This is a genomic window from Marinactinospora endophytica (assembly GCF_054780875.1).
This window is the reverse complement of the sequence record NZ_BAAGVM010000012.1, coordinates 1-15,258: the sequence shown is the minus strand read 5'-3', so window position 1 is coordinate 15,258 and position 15,258 is coordinate 1. Positions and strand designations below refer to the sequence as shown.

Sequence of the window (15,258 nt, the reverse complement as noted above, 5' to 3'; positions counted from 1 at the left end):
CGATCCGTTTTGTGATGGGACGGCCGTTCCTGGCCGGGACTGTCGAGAGGCAACAGGTACGCACCGTTATGGGGTATCTACTCTCTCGATACCCGCCGACCTGTGGGAGCCTTCGCATGGATGAGCTCGGCCGCACAAGTCACGACTACCGATCCCCGACACCGGACGCCTCCCCCTTGCCCGTCATCCCTCCCGAGGCCACCGCGGCCCCGCTGGCCGCGCCGGCGCCGCGTGAGGAGGCGTGGCCGGGGCCGCCCACCTTCGGGGTGGAGGAGGAGTTCTTCGTCGTCGACGCGCAGAGCCGCCAGGTCAGCCCGCGGGCGGCCACGGTGCTGTCCGGAGCACGTGAGGTCTCCGCCGACCTGTGCGCCGAGATCACCAGGTTCCAGGTCGAATCGGCCGGCCCGGTGTGCCACACCGCGGGCCAGCTCCACACGGCGCTCGTCGAATCCCGACGGTCGTTGACCGACTCCGCGGCGGCGCGCGGGCTGGCGGTCACGGCGACGGGGACGGTGGTCCTCGGAGAGGTGGCGTCCGCGCCCCTCACCGATGGGGCGCGCTACCGGGCGATCGCCTCGCGCTTCGGGGCGCTGCGCGAGGCCCACGTGGTGTGCGGCTGTCACGTTCACGTGGCGGTCGCCGACCGGTTGACCGCGGTCAGCGTGGTCAACCACCTGCGGCCCTGGCTGCCGATCCTGCTCGCGCTCACCGCCAACTCCCCCTTCCAGCGCGGTCGCGACACCGGATACGCCAGCTGGCGCTCGATCCTGTGGGGGCGCCTGCCGTCGGCCGGCCCGCCGCCGTGGTTCGATTCGGTCGCCGACCACGAGCGGATGGTCACCGAGATGCTGCGGTCCGGGGCGATCCTGGACCGGCGGATGGTCTACTGGGACGTCCGCCCCTCCGAGCACCTGCCGACGTTGGAGATCCGGGTGGCCGACGTCGCCGCGACGGTGGAGGAGGCCGTGCTCTTCGCCGTTTTGGTGCGCGGCCTGACCTCGGTGGCGCTGCGGCACGTGGCCGAGGGGCGTCCCGCGCCCCGGATCCCCGACAGGGTGCTGCGGCTGGCCATGTGGAGATCGGCGCGCGACGGCCTGGAGGGAGCGGCGCTCGACCCCTTCACGGTCGAACCGGTGCCGGCCCGCCGCCAAGTCGACCGCCTGGTCGAGGCGGCCATGCCGGGACTACGGGCGGCGGGGGAGACCGACCTGGTGGACCACCTGCTGGGGCGGGTCCTGGAGGTCGGCTCCGGGGCGCACCGTCAGCGCGCCGCCCACGCGCGACGCGGCCGGCTGTCCGACGTGGTCGATCTCCTCGTGCGTCAGACCCGCCACGGGCTGGAGGCGGTGGAGAAGTGACCGCGCGTTCAGTCCGCCGGCCGTGAGGACACCAGTTCACCGCCGTGCCGCCGCAGCTCCTCGACCGACGTGACCCCGAGAAGCTGCATGGTGCGGCGCAGCTGTCCCTCCAGCAGCGCGATCAGCCGTGCCACGCCGAGGTCTCCGGCCGCGGCCAGGGCGTACAGGTAGGGGCGGCCGATGAGCGCGGCGTCGGCGCCCAGGGCGATGGCCAGGGCGACATCGGAGCCGTGGCGCACCCCCGAGTCCACCAGGACGGTGAACGCCGGCCCCACCGCGGCGCGGACCCCGGGCAGCGCGTCCAACGGGGTGACCGTCCGGTCGAGTTGGCGCCCGCCGTGGTTGGACAGCACCACCCCGGCCAGCCCCATGTCACGGGCGCGCAGCGCGTCGTCGCTGCGCAACACCCCCTTGAGGAGCACCGGTCCGGGCCAGCGGGCGGCGATCGGCGCGATGTCCTCCCAGGTGACCGAGGGGTCGAATTGGCGGGCGGCGAAGGCCATCGCCGATTCCGTGCCGCGCAGGAGGTGCGGGGGAACGTTGGCGAAGGTGATGGGCTCGGAGGCGAGGAAGGGCAACCACCAGCCGGGCCGGCGGGCAAGGTCCACCAGGGTGGCCGGTCCCATGGTCGGCGGAATCGTGAAACCGCTGCGCAGGTCCCGTTCCCGCATGCCGGTCACGGGGGTGTCCACGGTGATCACGAGGACCCGGTAGCCGGCTTCGGCGGCGCGGTCCACCAGGTCGGTGGTCAGCCCGCGGTCCCGCCAGATGTAGAGCTGGAACCACAGGTCGGCGTCCTCGTGGGCGGCGAGGTCCTCCACGCAGACGGTGCCCATCGTGGAAAGGGCGTAGGGCACGTCCGCGGCGGCGGCCGCGCGCGCCACGGCGTGCTCGCCCTCGTGGTGGAACATCCGGGTGAATCCGGTGGGCGCCAGCCCCAGCGGCATCCGCGCGGGGACGCCCAGCAGGGTCGTCGAGGTGGAGACGCGGGACACGTCGCGCAGCACGCGCGGGAGCAGTTCGTGCCGTTCGAACGCCGCGCTGTTGGCGGCCATGCCGCTTTCACGGTCGGCGCCGCCGTCGATGTAGTCGAACACGGCCCGGGGCAGCCGGCGTCGCGCGAGGGCGCGGAAGTCCGTCACGTTGTGGCAGGAGCGCGCGTTGCGCCGCCGGGCATCGGGTTCGGGCCGACGTAGCCTGATCAGCGGTCCCAGATCCGACAGCCGCATGCGGTGCGCCCCGTTTCCTCATTCGGCGATGTGTCCGACCACAGCGTAGTGAGACGCGGGGACGCCGCCGGGGCCGGGGCCCGGGTCACGCCAGGCCGGAGGCGCGGATCGTGATGTTGAGGCGGCCCGAGGCGAGTCCGCAGGCGGGGTCGGCGCTGCCCGGCAGGATCCGGGGAACCCCGTGGTAGGCGCGCCGGGCCGGCCCGCCGAACACGAAGACGTCCCCGCTGCGCAACTCGACGTCGCGGTAGGGGCGGGTGCGCGTCTCGGTGTTGCCGAAGCGGAAGACGCACGTGTCGCCCAGGCTGATCGACACCACGGGGAGGTCCGCGCGCTCTTCGGCGTCGCGATGCATCCCCATGCGGGCGGTGGGGTCGTAGAAGTTGACCAGTGCCACGTCGTAGGGCGGCGCCCCGGCGGGCGGGGGAGCCCCGAAGGCCGCGGTGACGGCTTCGCGGGCCAGGTCGCCCAGAACGGCCGGGAACGGAGGTACGGGCGTCCCCTCGGGCAGGGTGCGCGTGTAGCGGTAGGGCTCCCAGTACCAGCCGAGCGAGAGCATGCGGACGCTCATCCTCCCGCCGCGCGGCATCCGGTGCCGACGCATCCCCCCGGGGAGGCGCGCCCAGGTCCGGCAGCGCTCGACGAGGTCGCGTTGTCGGTCCAGGTCCAGCCGGCCGGGCAGGTGGATCGCCCCGGGCGCGACGGTGACCGGGCCCGGTGGGAACAGGGAATCGGTCATGTCCCCCATGCTCCTCCACGGAAGGACGGCGGGGACGGTTCGGGGCGGCCGACGCTCATTCCAGGACGGCCTCCAGCGTGATCGTCGTCTGGGCCAGGGCCTGGCTCACCGGACAGTGTGTCCGCGCGAGCTCGGCCGCCGCGGCGAACTCCTCCGCCGAGATTCCCGGGACCGACGCGCGCACGACCAGCCGGATGCCGGTGATGCCGACACCCGGCTGGAAGGCGACCTCGGCGCCGGCGTCGATGGCGCGCGGGGGTGTGCCGGCCCGCGTCAGAGCGTTGCTCAGTGCCATGGAGAAACACGCCGAATGGGCGGCGGCGAGGAGCTCCTCCGGACTGGTCGCCCCGTTGGACCGCGTCGCACGGGCCTGCCAGCTCACGTGCCCGTCCGGCAGTCCTGAGGACAGGAAGGACACGCTGCCGTGGCCTTCGGCGAGGCTTCCCTCCCAAAGGGTGCGCGCGGACCGGACGACGGGCATGGGGCCGCTCCTTCACGGGTCGAGGACGGGGCGCCTGAGCGCTACTCCCGTCCTTCCCCCTGGGAAACGGCTCTACCGTCCGGTTCCTCCGGGCCGGATTCCGAACCCGACCTGATGCGGTCGGGGAGCCGGCTCACCCCTCCTCGTCCCCATCGCCCTGCGCGCGCTGCTGCAACCAGGCGTAGCCGAGCTGGAGCCAGTCGGCGACCCCGACCGCGGTCATCGTCGCCGCGGCGAGCCGGGTGAACCGGGGGTTGAGGACCAGTCCGGCGACGTGGGCCGTGGCGACCCACTGCGCCATGCAGAACGGGCAGGTGACGAGTTCGCCGATCGCGTGACGGGGGCCGCTGCCGCGGACCTCCTCGTGGAGTTCCGCGGGACCGGAGGCGCCCTGGAAGCGGGTGAAGGGTGCGCGCAGCGGGCTGGTGACGGGGTCCTTGGCGATCAGCCGGGACAGCTTGTGAGTGGAGATCGAGACGAGGAACAGGTCCCAGGGCGACAGGCCCTCGGGCGGTCGTTTCCCGGCCAGCCGTGTCACGGCGGCGATCGCGCCCACACTCGCGCCGTAGGCGAGCAGGGTGACGAGGTAGGAACCGGTGGGCCGGTCGGCGTCGCCGGAGTAGGCGCGTTCCTCGGCTTTGGCGGTCTTGCTGATCTGATTCATGGGTCTTCGGCTCCCTCTTTCGGTGGGCGTGTCCAAAGGGCGGCGTGCCGCCCTGGCCGTCAGCGGGGCTCGGCCCGCCAGGCGGGGGTGAGGTCGGCTGATGCGACCGAGGCGCGGATCACCTCCTCCCCGATGTCGGCGACGTCCTCCCAGGGCAGATAGCGTTCGTGCCGCCGGAGCCAGGCGAGCAGGCCGTGGAGCGGGGTGGGCGGGGCCAGCGTCGCGCCGTAGCCGAACCGTCCCGCCAGCGCGCTGCGCCCGACGACGAATCCGGCCATCTCGTAGCCGCCGTCGTCGCGCCGCCTGACAACGATGTCGTGGACGGCCCCTACCCGTTCTCCCGAGCGGTCCACGACCTCGCGGCCCAGCAGGCTACTGGCCGTCACTGTCGGCATGACCGCCTCCGGGGATGCGTTCGATGAGGTGTGTGCGCAGCCAGTCCTCCACCACGCGCGTCTGCGGCGGCGCGGGGCGGGTGAGCCGGGTGGCCGGGGTGAACGTGTGGACCTGGTCGGGCGGGATCCGGACGGGCAGGTCCCCGCTGGGGCGTAGCCGCCCCAGCAGCGTCCGCCAGGTCCGCCCCAACCGGCCCGACAGGCGTGGGCCGAGTGCTCCGGTGTCGGTGAGCAGCGCGCTCAGCACCGGACGTCGTCCCTCCTCCCAGGACAGTTCGACGTCGTCGACCTTGCCCACGGCAACGCCGTCGACGTCCAGGATCTGGCGGTCCAGGACGGCGAAGCCCAGGCGCATGACCCGGGGAAGACCGGGGCCGGCACCGTGGCCCGTGTCGTCTCCGCCGCGCCCCGTGTTCATTGCCCCGCCTTCGTCCAGAGCATCAACGGCAGGGTCGCGGCCGCCACCAGCAGCACCAGGAACAGGTAGACCGTCGCCACGATGTTGGTGAACCGCGAGTTCACCCGGTCGCCGAGGTAGCCGCGGTCGTTGGCCACGATGAAGATCGGCAGATAGGTCAACGGCAGGGCCGCCGCCGACAGCACGATGGCGTACTCGGTGACCTTGACGGGATCCAGGGTGGTGAGGACGATCGCGGTGCCCGCCAGGACGGTCGCCAGGAGCAGCGTGTGGAAGCGCGCCGCCTGGACCGGCCGGACCGACTTCCCCCATGACCAGCCGAAGTACTGGGCCACGCCGTACCCGGTGGCCAGGCCGGCCTCCAGCGCCGCGCCGAACGTGCAGGCGAAGAAGCCCACGATCGCGATGACCAGCCCGACCTTTCCGAGTGACACGACCACGGGCAGCGTGGCCTGGCTCAGGTGGTCCACCTGGATGCCGGCCGGATGCAGCAGCACGGCGGCCCCCGCCATCAGCGACAGCGCCAGCAACCCGCCCAGCGGAAAGCCGAAGAAGACGTTGAGGCGCTGGAGGGTCAGGTCGCGCGCGCTCCAGCGTTCCTCCACCCCGCCGGAGGAGAAGAACACCACCGCGTAGGGGCTCATCGCGGCGCCGAACACGGCGATCGCGTAGTACCACCAGGTGGGCCAGTCCTCGCCGGAGGGAGGAGCCGGGCTCAGCGCGTCGTGCCAGAGGGCGCCCCAGTCGGGGCCGAGCCGCCACAGCGCGACGGCGAACACGACCATCGCCAGGCCCAGGAGACCGTAGGTCCGTTCCATCCGTTCGAAGGGCAGCCGCCAGATCACCGCCCACACCAGGAACCCGACGACCGGGACCCACAGCAGGTAGTGCACGCTGCTCGCCAGTTCCAGGGCCAGCGCGACACCGCCGATCTCGGCCGCGAACACCAGCAGGGTGATGGCGGAGGAGGCGAGGAGGTTGGCGAGTCCGGCCCGCGCGCCCAGGCGTTCGCGTACCAGGTCGAACACGGGGCGGCCGCTGACCGCGGTGACGCGCCCGGCCATCTCGCTGAACAGGCACACCCCGATCACGCCGACCGGGATCACCCAGGCCAGTGACATCCCGAAGCGGGCTCCGACCAGGGAGTTGGCGACGATGTCACCGATGTCGAGGAATCCGCCGATGGCGGTGAGGAACCCCAGGGTGAACGAGGTCAGCCTGTTCACCGGGTGCCCTCCACCACGCGGTCGAGCCGGTCCCCGGTCAGGAGCAGCGCCGCGCGGGCCCGCGCGACCGCGTCCATGTCGCCCCGGCGCACCCCGATCCGCAGGTGGGCGAGCCCGTGGGTGGTGTGTTCAGCCAGGGCGTCCACCCGTGCGCGCAGGGGGTCTGACACGGGGGTCGGCGGTTGCAGGGTGGCGAAGGAGGAGCGGACGGCCAGGGCGTCGTCCTCGACGTCCCCCACCGAGGTCTCCAGGTAGGGGGTGAAGGCGTCCCCCTTCCGCGCGATGTCGGCGAGGGCCACCCCGGTGCGCGCCGCCGAGAGCAGGTGGAGCGCGCTCTGGTTCGCCTTCTCCCGGTAGCCGGCGTCGGTGCGGACGGGGCCGGCGCATCCCGCTACGAGGAGCAGCGAAAGGGCCACGACGGCCGACGATGTGCGCCGCATCCGTCCCCCCGGTCGCTCGCGTCCGATCCCGCTCCCCGTGCCGGGCCCACCTACCGCCGGGCCCGGGTGCTAAACGTCGGGTCCACGCCCACCGCCGGCGCTGGGGGATCACCGCGGAGGCGGGGCGGTGCGTCCGCGGGTTTGGACGGAGGGCGGGGAGGTAGCGGATGGACACCTGCGGAGAGAGACCGTGCGGCCCCTCCCCGGTCAGGGGCCGGCGAGGCACGAGGGGATGGGATGAGAGACGGCTCCGATATGACGAGTCTGCTGACCACGCTGAAGCGGGTGGCGACCGCGTTGAAGGCGGAGGAGGTTCCCTTCGCCCTCAGCGGCAGCTTCGCCGCCTATGCGCGTGGCGCCGCGGGGTCCACCCACGACGTCGACTTCGTGGTGTTGCCGCAGGACGTGGAACGGGCCCTGGACGTGTTGACGAAGGCCGGTCTGCGCCCCGCCGAGGCGGTGGAGGACTGGCTGGCCAAGGCGTACGACGGGGACAACCTCGTCGACCTGATCCATCGGCCCGCCGACGAGCCGATCACCACGGAGATGCTGGACCGCGCGACCCCGCTGAAGGTCGGTTCGGTGCTCGTCCCGGTGTTGGACGCCACCGACCTGCTGGTCATGCTGCTGCGGTCCTTCACCGAGCACGAGTGCGACTTCGCCGGGCCGCTGGCCATGGCGCGTTCCCTGCGCGAGCAGGCCGACTGGGGGCGGGTGTTCCGTGAGAGCGCCCACTCGCCCTACGCCTATGCGTTCTTGACGCTGCTGCTGCGTCTCGGCGTGATCGAACACGAGGAAGGAGACGAGCGTGTCTGCTCAAGAGCCCCAGTACCTGGCCACCCATCTGCGTGAGGCGTTGGCCGCGGATCCGCGGACCGCGGAGATGGGGGTCCGGGTACGTGTCCACGGCGATGACGTCTACCTCAGCGGGGAGGTGGCGTGCGCCGAGCGTCGGGAGAGGATCCTCCAGGTCGCCAGGGAACTGGTACCCGACCGCCGCGTCCATGACGAGCTGTCGATCGCCCACGTCGGGGGCAGGCCGGAGGAGGAACGACTGTCATGATCAGAATCGCCGCGGTGGGGGATGTCCATCTCGACGAGGAGATGAGCGGTCAGTACCGGGCACAGCTGGGCACGCTGGCCGACGACGCCGACGTGCTGCTGCTCGCCGGGGACCTGACCAAACACGGCACGGCCTCGGAGGGACGCGTCGTGGCGGAGGAGTTCCGCGACGTCGGCGTTCCGGTGATCGCCGTCCTCGGCAACCACGACTACCACTCCGACGAGGCGGACAAGATCACCGAGCTGATGCGCGCGGAGGGCATCACCGTCCTTGAGGGTGAGGGGGTGACCCTGGACTGCCCCGGCGGGCGTCTGGGGGTCGCCGGGACCAAGGGGTTCGGCGGGGGGTTCGCCGGTAAGGCGGCCCCCGAGTTCGGGGAGCCGGAACTCAAGGAGTTCGTGCGTCACGGCCGTGACCTGGCGGCCAGGTACGCCACGGCGCTGACCGGGCTGGACGCCGACGTCAGGGTCGGTCTCACCCACTACTCGCCGGTCAAGGACACCCTGGCGGGGGAACCGCCCGAGATCTACCTCATGCTCGGCAGCTACCTGTTGGCGGAGGCGCTGGACGACGCGGGTGCCGCTCTGGGGATCCACGGCCACGCCCATGCCGGTGTCGAGTGCGGCATGACCCCGGGCGGGGTTCGCGTCCGCAACGTGGCGTTGCCGGTACTGCGGCGTACCTATGGTCTCTACAGCCTGGAGGTTCCGGGGGAGGACTGAGGCCGCCGTGGCCCGGCTCCAGGGCCGGGCCACGGCGTGTGTCCGGTGGGGTGGCTCAGATGTCCTCCCGCCCCTCCCCGCCTATCTCCTCCTCGGTCTCCGACGCCCCTGGCCGTAGGGGGTCGTGGCCGAGGCGCATCAGGGCGTGGCGCCACCCCTCGTCCTGTGGTCGGGGCCGCTCCAGCAGGTCGCGGGCTTCGTTGACGACCTCGCGCATCGTCGCCAGATCCTCGGCGGTCAGGTCCACCTTGCGCTTGGACAGCACGTGGACCACCCCGCGGCCCAGTTGGAACATGTCCAGGTCGGGGTCGGGGACGAAGGCCTGCTCACCGGAGGCGTCGGTCAGCAACCAGGCGCGCAGTTCCTCTCCGGTCATGTTGACGATTCGGTGGAACTCCTGCCACAGCCGCTCCGACGCCGGATCCAGATGCTCCTGGTTCACACCGACCTCCTCGTTCGACGTTCGAGTCCGCGGACCCCTACCTGGAATCCAGCACCTCCAAACCGTCGGCCACGCGAGTCCGGGGCGCCCGGGTTTGGTCCGTGATGCCGGTGGTAGCGGTCGTCCGGGGCGCGGGAGGCCCGCGCCCGGGAGAGAAGGAGGACGCATGCGACCCGTCAGGTCGGTTCTTGAGGGCGCGGTGGCCGGGGCCGTCGCCACGGGCGCGATGAGCTCGGTCATGTACGGTGCCCGCCGTTTCGGCCTCATGGGGCGGCAACCTCCCACGCTCATCGTGCGCAGGTTCCTGCCCGGGGGTGGCACGCACCGCCCCCGCCCCGGGGAGGGCGGCCTGGCCGTGGCCGCGCACCTGGGATTCGGGGCGGCGACCGGCGGCCTCTTCGGGCTGCTGACCGGCCGTCGCCGGCCCACGGTCCTCACCGGCGTCGGCTACGCCATGGCGGTGTGGGGGGCCAGTTACGAGGGCTGGGTGCCGGCCATGGGCATCCAGCCACCCGCGCATCGCGACGCCCCCCACCGGGTGGGGACGATGGCGGCCGCCCACGTCGTCTTCGGGGCGACCCTGGCCACCGCGCTGCGCCGGATGCGAAGCGACGAGGGGAAGCGCTCCGCGCCGGGCGAGGCCCGGACGGAGCGGGGCTCCTAGCGGCGTAGCAGCCGGGCCAGGCCGGCCCCGGCGACCGCTGCCACGCCCGCTGCCGCCGCGCCCAGCGCGCCGCGATGCCGCGACGCCCAGGCCTGGGGGCTGCGGGATCGCGCGCGATCGTCGAACGAGCCGTGTGCGCCGTGATCTCCGCCCCCCGGCCCGTCCACCGGTTCCCACAGGTTCGCCGGCTGGTCCGGATCGCGGGGCTCGCCGGTCTGCTGCGAGGAGTAGCCGGTTCGGGCCAGGTAACGGTCCAGCAGCCCCGGAGCCAGCCTGTTGCCCAGGATCGTGCCGACGGTCGAGTAGCCCACCCAGTACTCGCGGCGGCCCGGGTGGTCGGCGGCGTGGACGACGGCGCGCGCGGCGACCTCCGGTTGGTAGATCGGCGGCACCGGCTGGGCGCGCTCGGGCAGCCGGGACAGCACCCAGTCGAACTGGGGCGTGTTCACCGCGGGCATGTGCACCATGGTCGTCTGCACGCCGGAACGGTCGTGCAGCAGTTCGCACCGCAGCGACTCGTGGAAGCCCTGGATGGCGTGCTTGGCGGCGCAGTAGGCCCCTTGGAGGGGGATGCCGCGCTTGGCGAGGGAGGACCCCACCTGCACGATCGTGCCTCGGTCGCGTGGCAGCATCCGGTCCAGCGCGGCCTTGGTCCCGTAGACGTAGCCGAGGTAGGTCACCTCGGTGACCCGCCGGAACTCCTCCGGCCGGATCTGCGCGATCGGCGCGAACACCGACGTGAAGGCGTTGTTGACCCACACGTCGATGGGGCCGAGATCCTCCTCCACCCGGGCGGCGGCCCGGTCCACGGCCTCGTGGTCGGACACGTCGACCTGGAGCGGCAACGCCGCCCCGCCGGCCGCGCGCACGTCGGCCGCGGCCCCCTCCAACCCCTTCTCGCCCCTGGACAGCAACGCGACGTGGTCACCACGCGAGGCGAAGGCGCGGGCGACCGCCCGTCCGATACCGCCTCCGGCTCCGGTCACCACAACCACCCGTGGCATGCGCAATGTCCTCCTCGCTCGTCGGTCACCACGGCCCCGCCGTTTGGCCGGGCCGCATGGTCGACTACCCGGTCCGGGCGTTCCCACGCCCGGACCGGGGCCGCGACGGGCGGCGTTTACCGCGATGGTTTCGCGGTAGCCCGAGTGGTACGAGGTTCCGCGCCGCGAGTCGAAGGGGGAGCCATGGCCTCTCGGACCCAACGGTTCCTGCGCGCCCACCCCCGTGACGCCGCCGGCGACATCGACGCGCTGGCCGAGTGCGTGGAACGGTTGGCGGAGTGCGCGCGCGCCTGTACCGCCTGCGCGGACGCCTGCCTGGGCGAGATCGACGTCCGTGACGTGGTCACCGCCATCCGGCGCGCGCTGGATTGCGCCGATGTCTGCGCCATGGCCGAACGTGTGCTGACCCGCCGCACCGAGGCCGATCCGGAGGTGGATCGATCGGTGCTGGAGGCGTGCCTGTTGTCGTGCAAGGTCTGCGCGCTCGAGTGCGCGCGCCACGCCGACTCCCAGGAGCACTGCCGCCTGTGCGCCGAGGCGTGTCAGGCCGGTGCGGAGGCGTGCCGCAGGCTGCTCGCGACGTTGCCGTGAACCCCTGCCGGGCCTTCGGGTCCGGCCCGACCGAGCGGAGAGGAAGGTGACCTGGATGCCGGCCCGTGAGGAGCTTCCCGCGACGCTGCGGCGCTCGCCGCAGAAGGCACAGGAGACCTGGTCCAAGGCCCACGACTCCGCCGTGGACAGCTACGGCGAGGGCGAACGTGCCCATCGCGTCGCCTACGCGGCGCTCAAGCACGAGTTCGAGAAGGTCGGCGACCACTGGGAGCCCAAGGGGCGCAAGGGGCCCTCGGACGCCCAGGCGGCCAATCCCCGCGCACCCAAGGGGCGGGGGAGCGACCGCGAGACCGCGGGAGGCGTCGACGCCAACGCGAGCAAGAAGCACCTGTATGAGCGGGCTCGGCAGCTCGACGTCGAGGGCCGCTCCAAGATGAGCAAGCAGGAGCTGGTGGGCGCCCTTCGCAAGGCCAACGACAGGGCCACCCGCCAGGCCCGGGACAAGGGCTGAGCGGTCACGCGCCGCCGGGGGCGGACCTCCTCGCGTGGGGTCCGCCCCGCTCTCTCAGCGACCTCCCCGGAGGACCCGCGCGTTTTCGTCGTGTACGGCGTCACGTCGGCGCGGGACCCGCGGGACGGCGGGAGAGGCGAGCCGGTCCAGCAGTTCCTCCGCCGCGGTGAGCACATCGCCCGTGGTGATGCGCAGCAGACCCGGGTCCGGTCGGGCCCCCCACGGGTCGCCGCTGCGTCCAGCCCATAGGCAGACGTGGATCAACCCGTCGACGCGCGGACCCCACAGGGCCGGCGATACCGGTCCGAACAGCAGGACCGAGGGGGTGGCATACCCCGTCGCCAGGTGGGCGACGCCGGTGTCGCCGCAGATCAGCAGGGACGCCTCGGCGATCAGGGCGGCGAGGTCGAACAACTCGGTGCGACCGGCGTACACGGAGGACGGGTCCAGGCCGGCCACGCGGGCGATCCGCAGCGCGATCGGCCGCTCCTCGGCCGAACCGGTGATGACGACGTCGTGTCCGGCCGCGGTGAGCCTGCGCACCACCTCGGCGAAGCGCAACTCCGGCCACCTGCGGGCCGGAAAGGCCGCTCCGGGGTGGACGACGATCACCCCCGGACGGCGGCTTCCCACCGGAGGGGGCGGTAGCCGCAGGTCATCGGGGTCGGCGTCGACCCCATAGGAGCGCAGCAGTCGGCACCACACGTCGACATCGTGGAGGCCGGGCCGCCACTGCACCCCGTCCTGCCCCGGCAGGTCGGGGTGGGCGTGGGTCCACAGTCCGTGTGGCCGCAGCGCGCGCAGCGCGGCGGTGCTCTGCGGGCCGCGGCCGTGCAGGTTCACCGCGAGGGTCGGGGGGAACGCGCGTGGCCACGGCGGGGTCATCAGGCGCGGGGTCGGGACGATTCCGGCCCGTATCCCCGCCAGTTCCAGCAGGCGGGTGTGCCCCGCCGGGGCGGCCAGGTGCAGCCGGTGCCCCGGATGCGCCTTGGCCAGCGCGCGCATGGCGGGTACGGAGGTGAGGAAATCCCCCAGGCCGAGCGCGCGCAGGACCAGGATCGTCGGTTCCTCGGAACGGGAGGTCGGCTCCGCGGCGGGAGCCGGGCGGGGCGCGCGGGGCGTGCCATCGGGAAAGCGGGGTCCTCGCATGGGGGCCAGCTATCCCCGGCCCCCGGTTTCAAACCGGGCGCGCCCGGGCACGGCGGCGGGCGTGGAACGGAGGGTTCCACGCCCGCCGCCTTCGCCCGTATCGCGCCTCAGCCCTTGCCGCGCGCCGCCTCGGCGACCGCCTTGCTGACCTCGTCGGGACCCCCGTAGCGCTGATCGGGGATCCTGCCGAGGACGTCCAGGACGTGCTGGTCGGCCTTGTGTCGCTTCGCGTGCTCCTGGAGGTCCTTCTTGGCCGCCGGATAGTCGATGCCGGACAGCGCCTTTTGGACGGTGATGAACTCTGCCTGTGCCATGATCCGATCCCCCTCGTCCGCTTCTGGCGCGCGGACGCTCGTCCAACCGGTCAGGTGTTGGGGCGCTTGGCGCTGATGTCGGCCAGCGCGGAGCCGGGGTCCACCTCGATCGCGAGGTCGCCGATCGACACCATCCCGGTGACGCGGTCGTTCTCGACAACGGGGATGCGGCGCACCCCGCGCTCGCGCATGAGGCGGGCCGCCTCCTGCAGGTCGTCGTCCGGGCTGATCACGGTCAGTTCGGAACTGCACACGCTGTCCACGTGCTCGTTGTCGACGTCCCTGCCCTCGGCGACCGCGCGCACGACGATGTCGCGGTCGGTGACCACGCCGAGCAGGCGATCGTCCTCGGCCACGACGACGTCACCGATGTTCTCGTCGCGCATGAGCGCGGCGGCGTCATGGATCGACATCTGAGGCGGAACGGTGTGAACGTTGCGTGCCATCACTTCACGGACCTTGCCGGCCATGATCTCTCCCCTGGGTCGCCGTTGCCGCGGGCCGGATGACCCGGGCCATGCCGGACGACTACCACCGGCCCCCGCGTCGAAACGCCTTCGCCGGGGACACGCCGCGGGAAAAGCCGTCACTTCGGGTTACCGAAAGGAGACCATGGGTAGCGGCGTGCCCTTGTCACCACATCGATGAACAGCGAAAGGCCGGGCCATGGCCCTGTCGCGATCCGACCACCAGCGCCTCCGCGAGATCGAGAGACGGATCTCGGCGGAGGACCCCGAGTTCGTCCGCCGCTTCGTCGGCGAGGCCGTCGGCACGCCCGCCTACGAGCCCGTTCCCAAGGGGGCCGTCGCGTTGATCTGCGCGATGGTCGCCTTCGCCGCGCTGGTCCTCATCCTCTTCACCGCCCATGCCGGGCGGGAGCCGACGCCGCCGGGACCGGGCCCGCGGGCTCCGGGCGAGCCGGCCTCCCGCTTCGAGCAGGCCCACGCGACCGTCCCGGCGGAACGCGTCCCCGACGAGACGGGCGCGGCGGCGCACCACCCTGCCGACCTCACCGAGGAGAGTTCGTGACCCGTACCGACAACCCCATACCGGAGACCTCTCCCGCGGCTCCGGTCACCCGCGGGAAAGGCGCCCTGATCGTCTCGTGGATCACCTCGACCGATCACAAGATCATCGGCTACATGTACATCGCCACCGCGTTCGGCTTCTTCGTCGCCGGTGGCATCATGGCGCTGCTGATCCGCGCCGAACTGCTCTACCCGGGCCTGCAGGTGGTCACCAACCAGGTCTACAACGAGCTGTTCACGATGCACGGCACGATCATGATGTTCCTGTTCGCGACGCCGCTGTTCACCGGGTTCGCCAACGTGATCATGCCGTTGCAGATCGGGGCGCCCGACGTGGCCTTCCCCCGGCTCAACATGTTCAGCTACTGGCTGTTCCTGTTCGGCGGGCTCATCACCGTGTTCGGTTTCCTCACGCCCGGCGGCGCGGCGGCCTTCGGCTGGTTCGCCTACACGCCCCTGTCGGACGAGGTGCGCTCACCGGGCGTCGGCGGTGACCTGTGGATCATGGGGCTGTTGGTGTCGGGGCTGGGCACGATCCTGGGCTCGGTCAACTTCATGGCGACCATCGCGTGCATGCGCGCCCCGGGGATGACGATGTTCCGCCTGCCCATCTTCACGTGGAACACCCTGTTCACCGGCATCCTGGTCCTCGTGGCGTTCCCGGTGCTCACCGCGGCGCTGGCGGGACTGGCCGCCGACCGCATCGTCGGCGCCCATGTCTACGGCGCCGAGCACGGCGGCGCCATCCTGTGGCAGCACCTGTTCTGGTTCTTCGGCCACCCCGAGGTCTACATTCTGGCGCTGCCGTTCTTCGGGATCATCACCGAGGTCATCCCGGTGTTCAGCCGCAAGCCCCTGT

Annotated in this window: 22 protein-coding genes; 9 read left to right on the top strand and 13 right to left on the bottom strand. The window is 72.2% G+C overall.

Features of this window, described 5'->3' with window-relative positions; translation table 11 throughout:
• Window positions 1-116 precede the first annotated feature (116 nt).
• Window positions 117-1,358, top strand: a complete 1,242-nt coding sequence (locus ACYVHU_RS20530; RefSeq protein ID WP_078759671.1) for a carboxylate-amine ligase — start codon at window positions 117-119, stop codon at window positions 1,356-1,358.
• Window positions 1,359-1,366: 8 nt separating this feature from the next.
• Here ACYVHU_RS20530 and ACYVHU_RS20525 read toward each other — a convergent pair whose 3' ends face one another.
• From ACYVHU_RS20525 to ACYVHU_RS20490, 8 genes are all read right to left on the bottom strand, one after another.
• Window positions 1,367-2,587: an alpha-hydroxy acid oxidase gene (locus tag ACYVHU_RS20525; protein WP_498949289.1), complete on the bottom strand. Its 1,221-nt coding sequence runs from the start codon at window positions 2,585-2,587 to the stop codon at window positions 1,367-1,369.
• A gap of 85 nt (window positions 2,588-2,672) precedes the next feature.
• Window positions 2,673-3,326, bottom strand: coding sequence for an alpha-ketoglutarate-dependent dioxygenase AlkB family protein (locus ACYVHU_RS20520; protein WP_078759669.1), 654 nt, complete (start codon window positions 3,324-3,326; stop codon window positions 2,673-2,675).
• A gap of 55 nt (window positions 3,327-3,381) precedes the next feature.
• Window positions 3,382-3,807, bottom strand: a complete 426-nt coding sequence (locus ACYVHU_RS20515; protein WP_078759668.1) for an OsmC family peroxiredoxin — start codon at window positions 3,805-3,807, stop codon at window positions 3,382-3,384.
• Window positions 3,808-3,940: 133 nt separating this feature from the next.
• Entirely contained in the window at window positions 3,941-4,471 is a 531-nt protein-coding gene (locus tag ACYVHU_RS20510; protein WP_078759667.1) for a DUF1360 domain-containing protein, read from the bottom strand.
• A gap of 59 nt (window positions 4,472-4,530) precedes the next feature.
• Complete coding sequence (locus ACYVHU_RS20505) at window positions 4,531-4,866, bottom strand: PRC-barrel domain-containing protein (protein ID WP_078759666.1); 336 nt, start codon at window positions 4,864-4,866, stop codon at window positions 4,531-4,533.
• On the bottom strand, window positions 4,844-5,284 hold the full coding sequence (locus ACYVHU_RS20500; protein ID WP_235000613.1) for a hypothetical protein: 441 nt from the start codon (window positions 5,282-5,284) through the stop codon (window positions 4,844-4,846). Before ACYVHU_RS20500 ends, ACYVHU_RS20505 begins: the two co-directional genes overlap by 23 nt.
• Window positions 5,281-6,510 (bottom strand): NRAMP family divalent metal transporter, encoded by a 1,230-nt coding sequence (locus ACYVHU_RS20495; protein WP_078759665.1) that lies wholly within the window; start codon window positions 6,508-6,510, stop codon window positions 5,281-5,283. Before ACYVHU_RS20495 ends, ACYVHU_RS20500 begins: the two co-directional genes overlap by 4 nt.
• Window positions 6,507-6,926, bottom strand: a complete 420-nt coding sequence (locus ACYVHU_RS20490) for a hypothetical protein (protein WP_144290645.1) — start codon at window positions 6,924-6,926, stop codon at window positions 6,507-6,509. The genes ACYVHU_RS20495 and ACYVHU_RS20490 overlap by 4 nt, the downstream gene beginning before the upstream one ends.
• A 261-nt stretch (window positions 6,927-7,187) precedes the next feature.
• Between ACYVHU_RS20490 and ACYVHU_RS20485 the strand changes: the two genes are divergently transcribed.
• The 3 genes from ACYVHU_RS20485 to ACYVHU_RS20475 are packed head-to-tail and all read left to right on the top strand — an operon-like array spanning window position 7,188 to window position 8,735.
• On the top strand, window positions 7,188-7,802 hold the full coding sequence (locus tag ACYVHU_RS20485) for a nucleotidyltransferase family protein (RefSeq protein ID WP_078759663.1): 615 nt from the start codon (window positions 7,188-7,190) through the stop codon (window positions 7,800-7,802).
• A complete protein-coding gene (locus ACYVHU_RS20480; RefSeq protein ID WP_078759662.1) occupies window positions 7,759-8,013 on the top strand; it encodes a BON domain-containing protein in 255 nt (84 codons plus the stop codon). Before ACYVHU_RS20485 ends, ACYVHU_RS20480 begins: the two co-directional genes overlap by 44 nt.
• Window positions 8,010-8,735, top strand: coding sequence for a metallophosphoesterase family protein (locus ACYVHU_RS20475; protein WP_078759661.1), 726 nt, complete (start codon window positions 8,010-8,012; stop codon window positions 8,733-8,735). The genes ACYVHU_RS20480 and ACYVHU_RS20475 overlap by 4 nt, the downstream gene beginning before the upstream one ends.
• Before the next feature lie 55 nt (window positions 8,736-8,790).
• Here ACYVHU_RS20475 and ACYVHU_RS20470 read toward each other — a convergent pair whose 3' ends face one another.
• Window positions 8,791-9,177 carry a DUF3140 domain-containing protein gene (locus tag ACYVHU_RS20470; protein ID WP_235000611.1) on the bottom strand — a complete coding sequence of 129 codons (387 nt, stop codon included), beginning with the start codon at window positions 9,175-9,177 and terminating at the stop codon, window positions 8,791-8,793.
• A gap of 166 nt (window positions 9,178-9,343) precedes the next feature.
• On the opposite strand from ACYVHU_RS20470, the gene ACYVHU_RS20465 reads away from it, so the two are divergent.
• The gene (locus ACYVHU_RS20465) at window positions 9,344-9,841 is read left to right on the top strand and encodes a hypothetical protein (RefSeq protein WP_078759659.1); all 498 of its coding nucleotides are present in this window, start codon (window positions 9,344-9,346) and stop codon (window positions 9,839-9,841) included.
• Here ACYVHU_RS20465 and ACYVHU_RS20460 read toward each other — a convergent pair.
• The gene (locus ACYVHU_RS20460; RefSeq protein ID WP_078759658.1) at window positions 9,838-10,845 is read right to left on the bottom strand and encodes an SDR family oxidoreductase; all 1,008 of its coding nucleotides are present in this window, start codon (window positions 10,843-10,845) and stop codon (window positions 9,838-9,840) included. The genes ACYVHU_RS20465 and ACYVHU_RS20460 overlap by 4 nt on opposite strands.
• A 183-nt stretch (window positions 10,846-11,028) precedes the next feature.
• Here ACYVHU_RS20460 and ACYVHU_RS20455 point away from each other — a divergent pair, with 183 nt between their 5' ends.
• Window positions 11,029-11,436 (top strand): four-helix bundle copper-binding protein, encoded by a 408-nt coding sequence (locus ACYVHU_RS20455; protein WP_078759657.1) that lies wholly within the window; start codon window positions 11,029-11,031, stop codon window positions 11,434-11,436.
• A gap of 55 nt (window positions 11,437-11,491) precedes the next feature.
• On the top strand, window positions 11,492-11,908 hold the full coding sequence (locus ACYVHU_RS20450) for a ChaB family protein (protein WP_078759656.1): 417 nt from the start codon (window positions 11,492-11,494) through the stop codon (window positions 11,906-11,908).
• Window positions 11,909-11,962: 54 nt separating this feature from the next.
• Here the strand turns inward: ACYVHU_RS20450 and ACYVHU_RS20445 are convergent, their stop codons facing one another.
• From ACYVHU_RS20445 to ACYVHU_RS20435, 3 genes are all read right to left on the bottom strand, one after another.
• Window positions 11,963-13,057, bottom strand: a complete 1,095-nt coding sequence (locus ACYVHU_RS20445) for a glycosyltransferase family 9 protein (protein WP_078759655.1) — start codon at window positions 13,055-13,057, stop codon at window positions 11,963-11,965.
• A gap of 107 nt (window positions 13,058-13,164) precedes the next feature.
• Window positions 13,165-13,371: a DUF2795 domain-containing protein gene (locus ACYVHU_RS20440; RefSeq protein WP_078759654.1), complete on the bottom strand. Its 207-nt coding sequence runs from the start codon at window positions 13,369-13,371 to the stop codon at window positions 13,165-13,167.
• Window positions 13,372-13,421: 50 nt separating this feature from the next.
• Window positions 13,422-13,817 (bottom strand): CBS domain-containing protein, encoded by a 396-nt coding sequence (locus ACYVHU_RS20435; RefSeq protein WP_327307582.1) that lies wholly within the window; start codon window positions 13,815-13,817, stop codon window positions 13,422-13,424.
• A 220-nt stretch (window positions 13,818-14,037) separates the two neighbouring features.
• Between ACYVHU_RS20435 and ACYVHU_RS20430 the strand changes: the two genes are divergently transcribed.
• Both ACYVHU_RS20430 and ACYVHU_RS20425 read left to right on the top strand, forming a co-directional pair.
• On the top strand, window positions 14,038-14,400 hold the full coding sequence (locus ACYVHU_RS20430) for a DUF3040 domain-containing protein (RefSeq protein ID WP_432941257.1): 363 nt from the start codon (window positions 14,038-14,040) through the stop codon (window positions 14,398-14,400).
• Window positions 14,401-14,417: 17 nt separating this feature from the next.
• Window positions 14,418-15,258: cbb3-type cytochrome c oxidase subunit I (locus tag ACYVHU_RS20425; RefSeq protein ID WP_498949390.1), on the top strand; the 841-nt coding region annotated here is incomplete at its 3' end.

Bases quoted from the DNA above. Each gene is read 5' to 3' on its own strand.
- ACYVHU_RS20530 (WP_078759671.1), top strand. From the start codon at position 117: ATGGATGAGCTCGGCCGCACAAGTCACGACTACCGATCCCCGACACCG.
- ACYVHU_RS20525 (WP_498949289.1), bottom strand. From the start codon at position 2,587: ATGCGGCTGTCGGATCTGGGACCGCTGATCAGGCTACGTCGGCCCGAA.
- ACYVHU_RS20520 (WP_078759669.1), bottom strand. From the start codon at position 3,326: ATGACCGATTCCCTGTTCCCACCGGGCCCGGTCACCGTCGCGCCCGGG.
- ACYVHU_RS20515 (WP_078759668.1), bottom strand. From the start codon at position 3,807: ATGCCCGTCGTCCGGTCCGCGCGCACCCTTTGGGAGGGAAGCCTCGCC.
- ACYVHU_RS20510 (WP_078759667.1), bottom strand. From the start codon at position 4,471: ATGAATCAGATCAGCAAGACCGCCAAAGCCGAGGAACGCGCCTACTCC.
- ACYVHU_RS20505 (WP_078759666.1), bottom strand. From the start codon at position 4,866: ATGCCGACAGTGACGGCCAGTAGCCTGCTGGGCCGCGAGGTCGTGGAC.
- ACYVHU_RS20500 (WP_235000613.1), bottom strand. From the start codon at position 5,284: ATGAACACGGGGCGCGGCGGAGACGACACGGGCCACGGTGCCGGCCCC.
- ACYVHU_RS20485 (WP_078759663.1), top strand. From the start codon at position 7,188: ATGAGAGACGGCTCCGATATGACGAGTCTGCTGACCACGCTGAAGCGG.
- ACYVHU_RS20475 (WP_078759661.1), top strand. From the start codon at position 8,010: ATGATCAGAATCGCCGCGGTGGGGGATGTCCATCTCGACGAGGAGATG.
- ACYVHU_RS20465 (WP_078759659.1), top strand. From the start codon at position 9,344: ATGCGACCCGTCAGGTCGGTTCTTGAGGGCGCGGTGGCCGGGGCCGTC.
- ACYVHU_RS20460 (WP_078759658.1), bottom strand. From the start codon at position 10,845: ATGCCACGGGTGGTTGTGGTGACCGGAGCCGGAGGCGGTATCGGACGG.
- ACYVHU_RS20455 (WP_078759657.1), top strand. From the start codon at position 11,029: ATGGCCTCTCGGACCCAACGGTTCCTGCGCGCCCACCCCCGTGACGCC.
- ACYVHU_RS20450 (WP_078759656.1), top strand. From the start codon at position 11,492: ATGCCGGCCCGTGAGGAGCTTCCCGCGACGCTGCGGCGCTCGCCGCAG.
- ACYVHU_RS20445 (WP_078759655.1), bottom strand. From the start codon at position 13,057: ATGCGAGGACCCCGCTTTCCCGATGGCACGCCCCGCGCGCCCCGCCCG.
- ACYVHU_RS20440 (WP_078759654.1), bottom strand. From the start codon at position 13,371: ATGGCACAGGCAGAGTTCATCACCGTCCAAAAGGCGCTGTCCGGCATC.
- ACYVHU_RS20435 (WP_327307582.1), bottom strand. From the start codon at position 13,817: ATGGCACGCAACGTTCACACCGTTCCGCCTCAGATGTCGATCCATGAC.
- ACYVHU_RS20430 (WP_432941257.1), top strand. From the start codon at position 14,038: ATGGCCCTGTCGCGATCCGACCACCAGCGCCTCCGCGAGATCGAGAGA.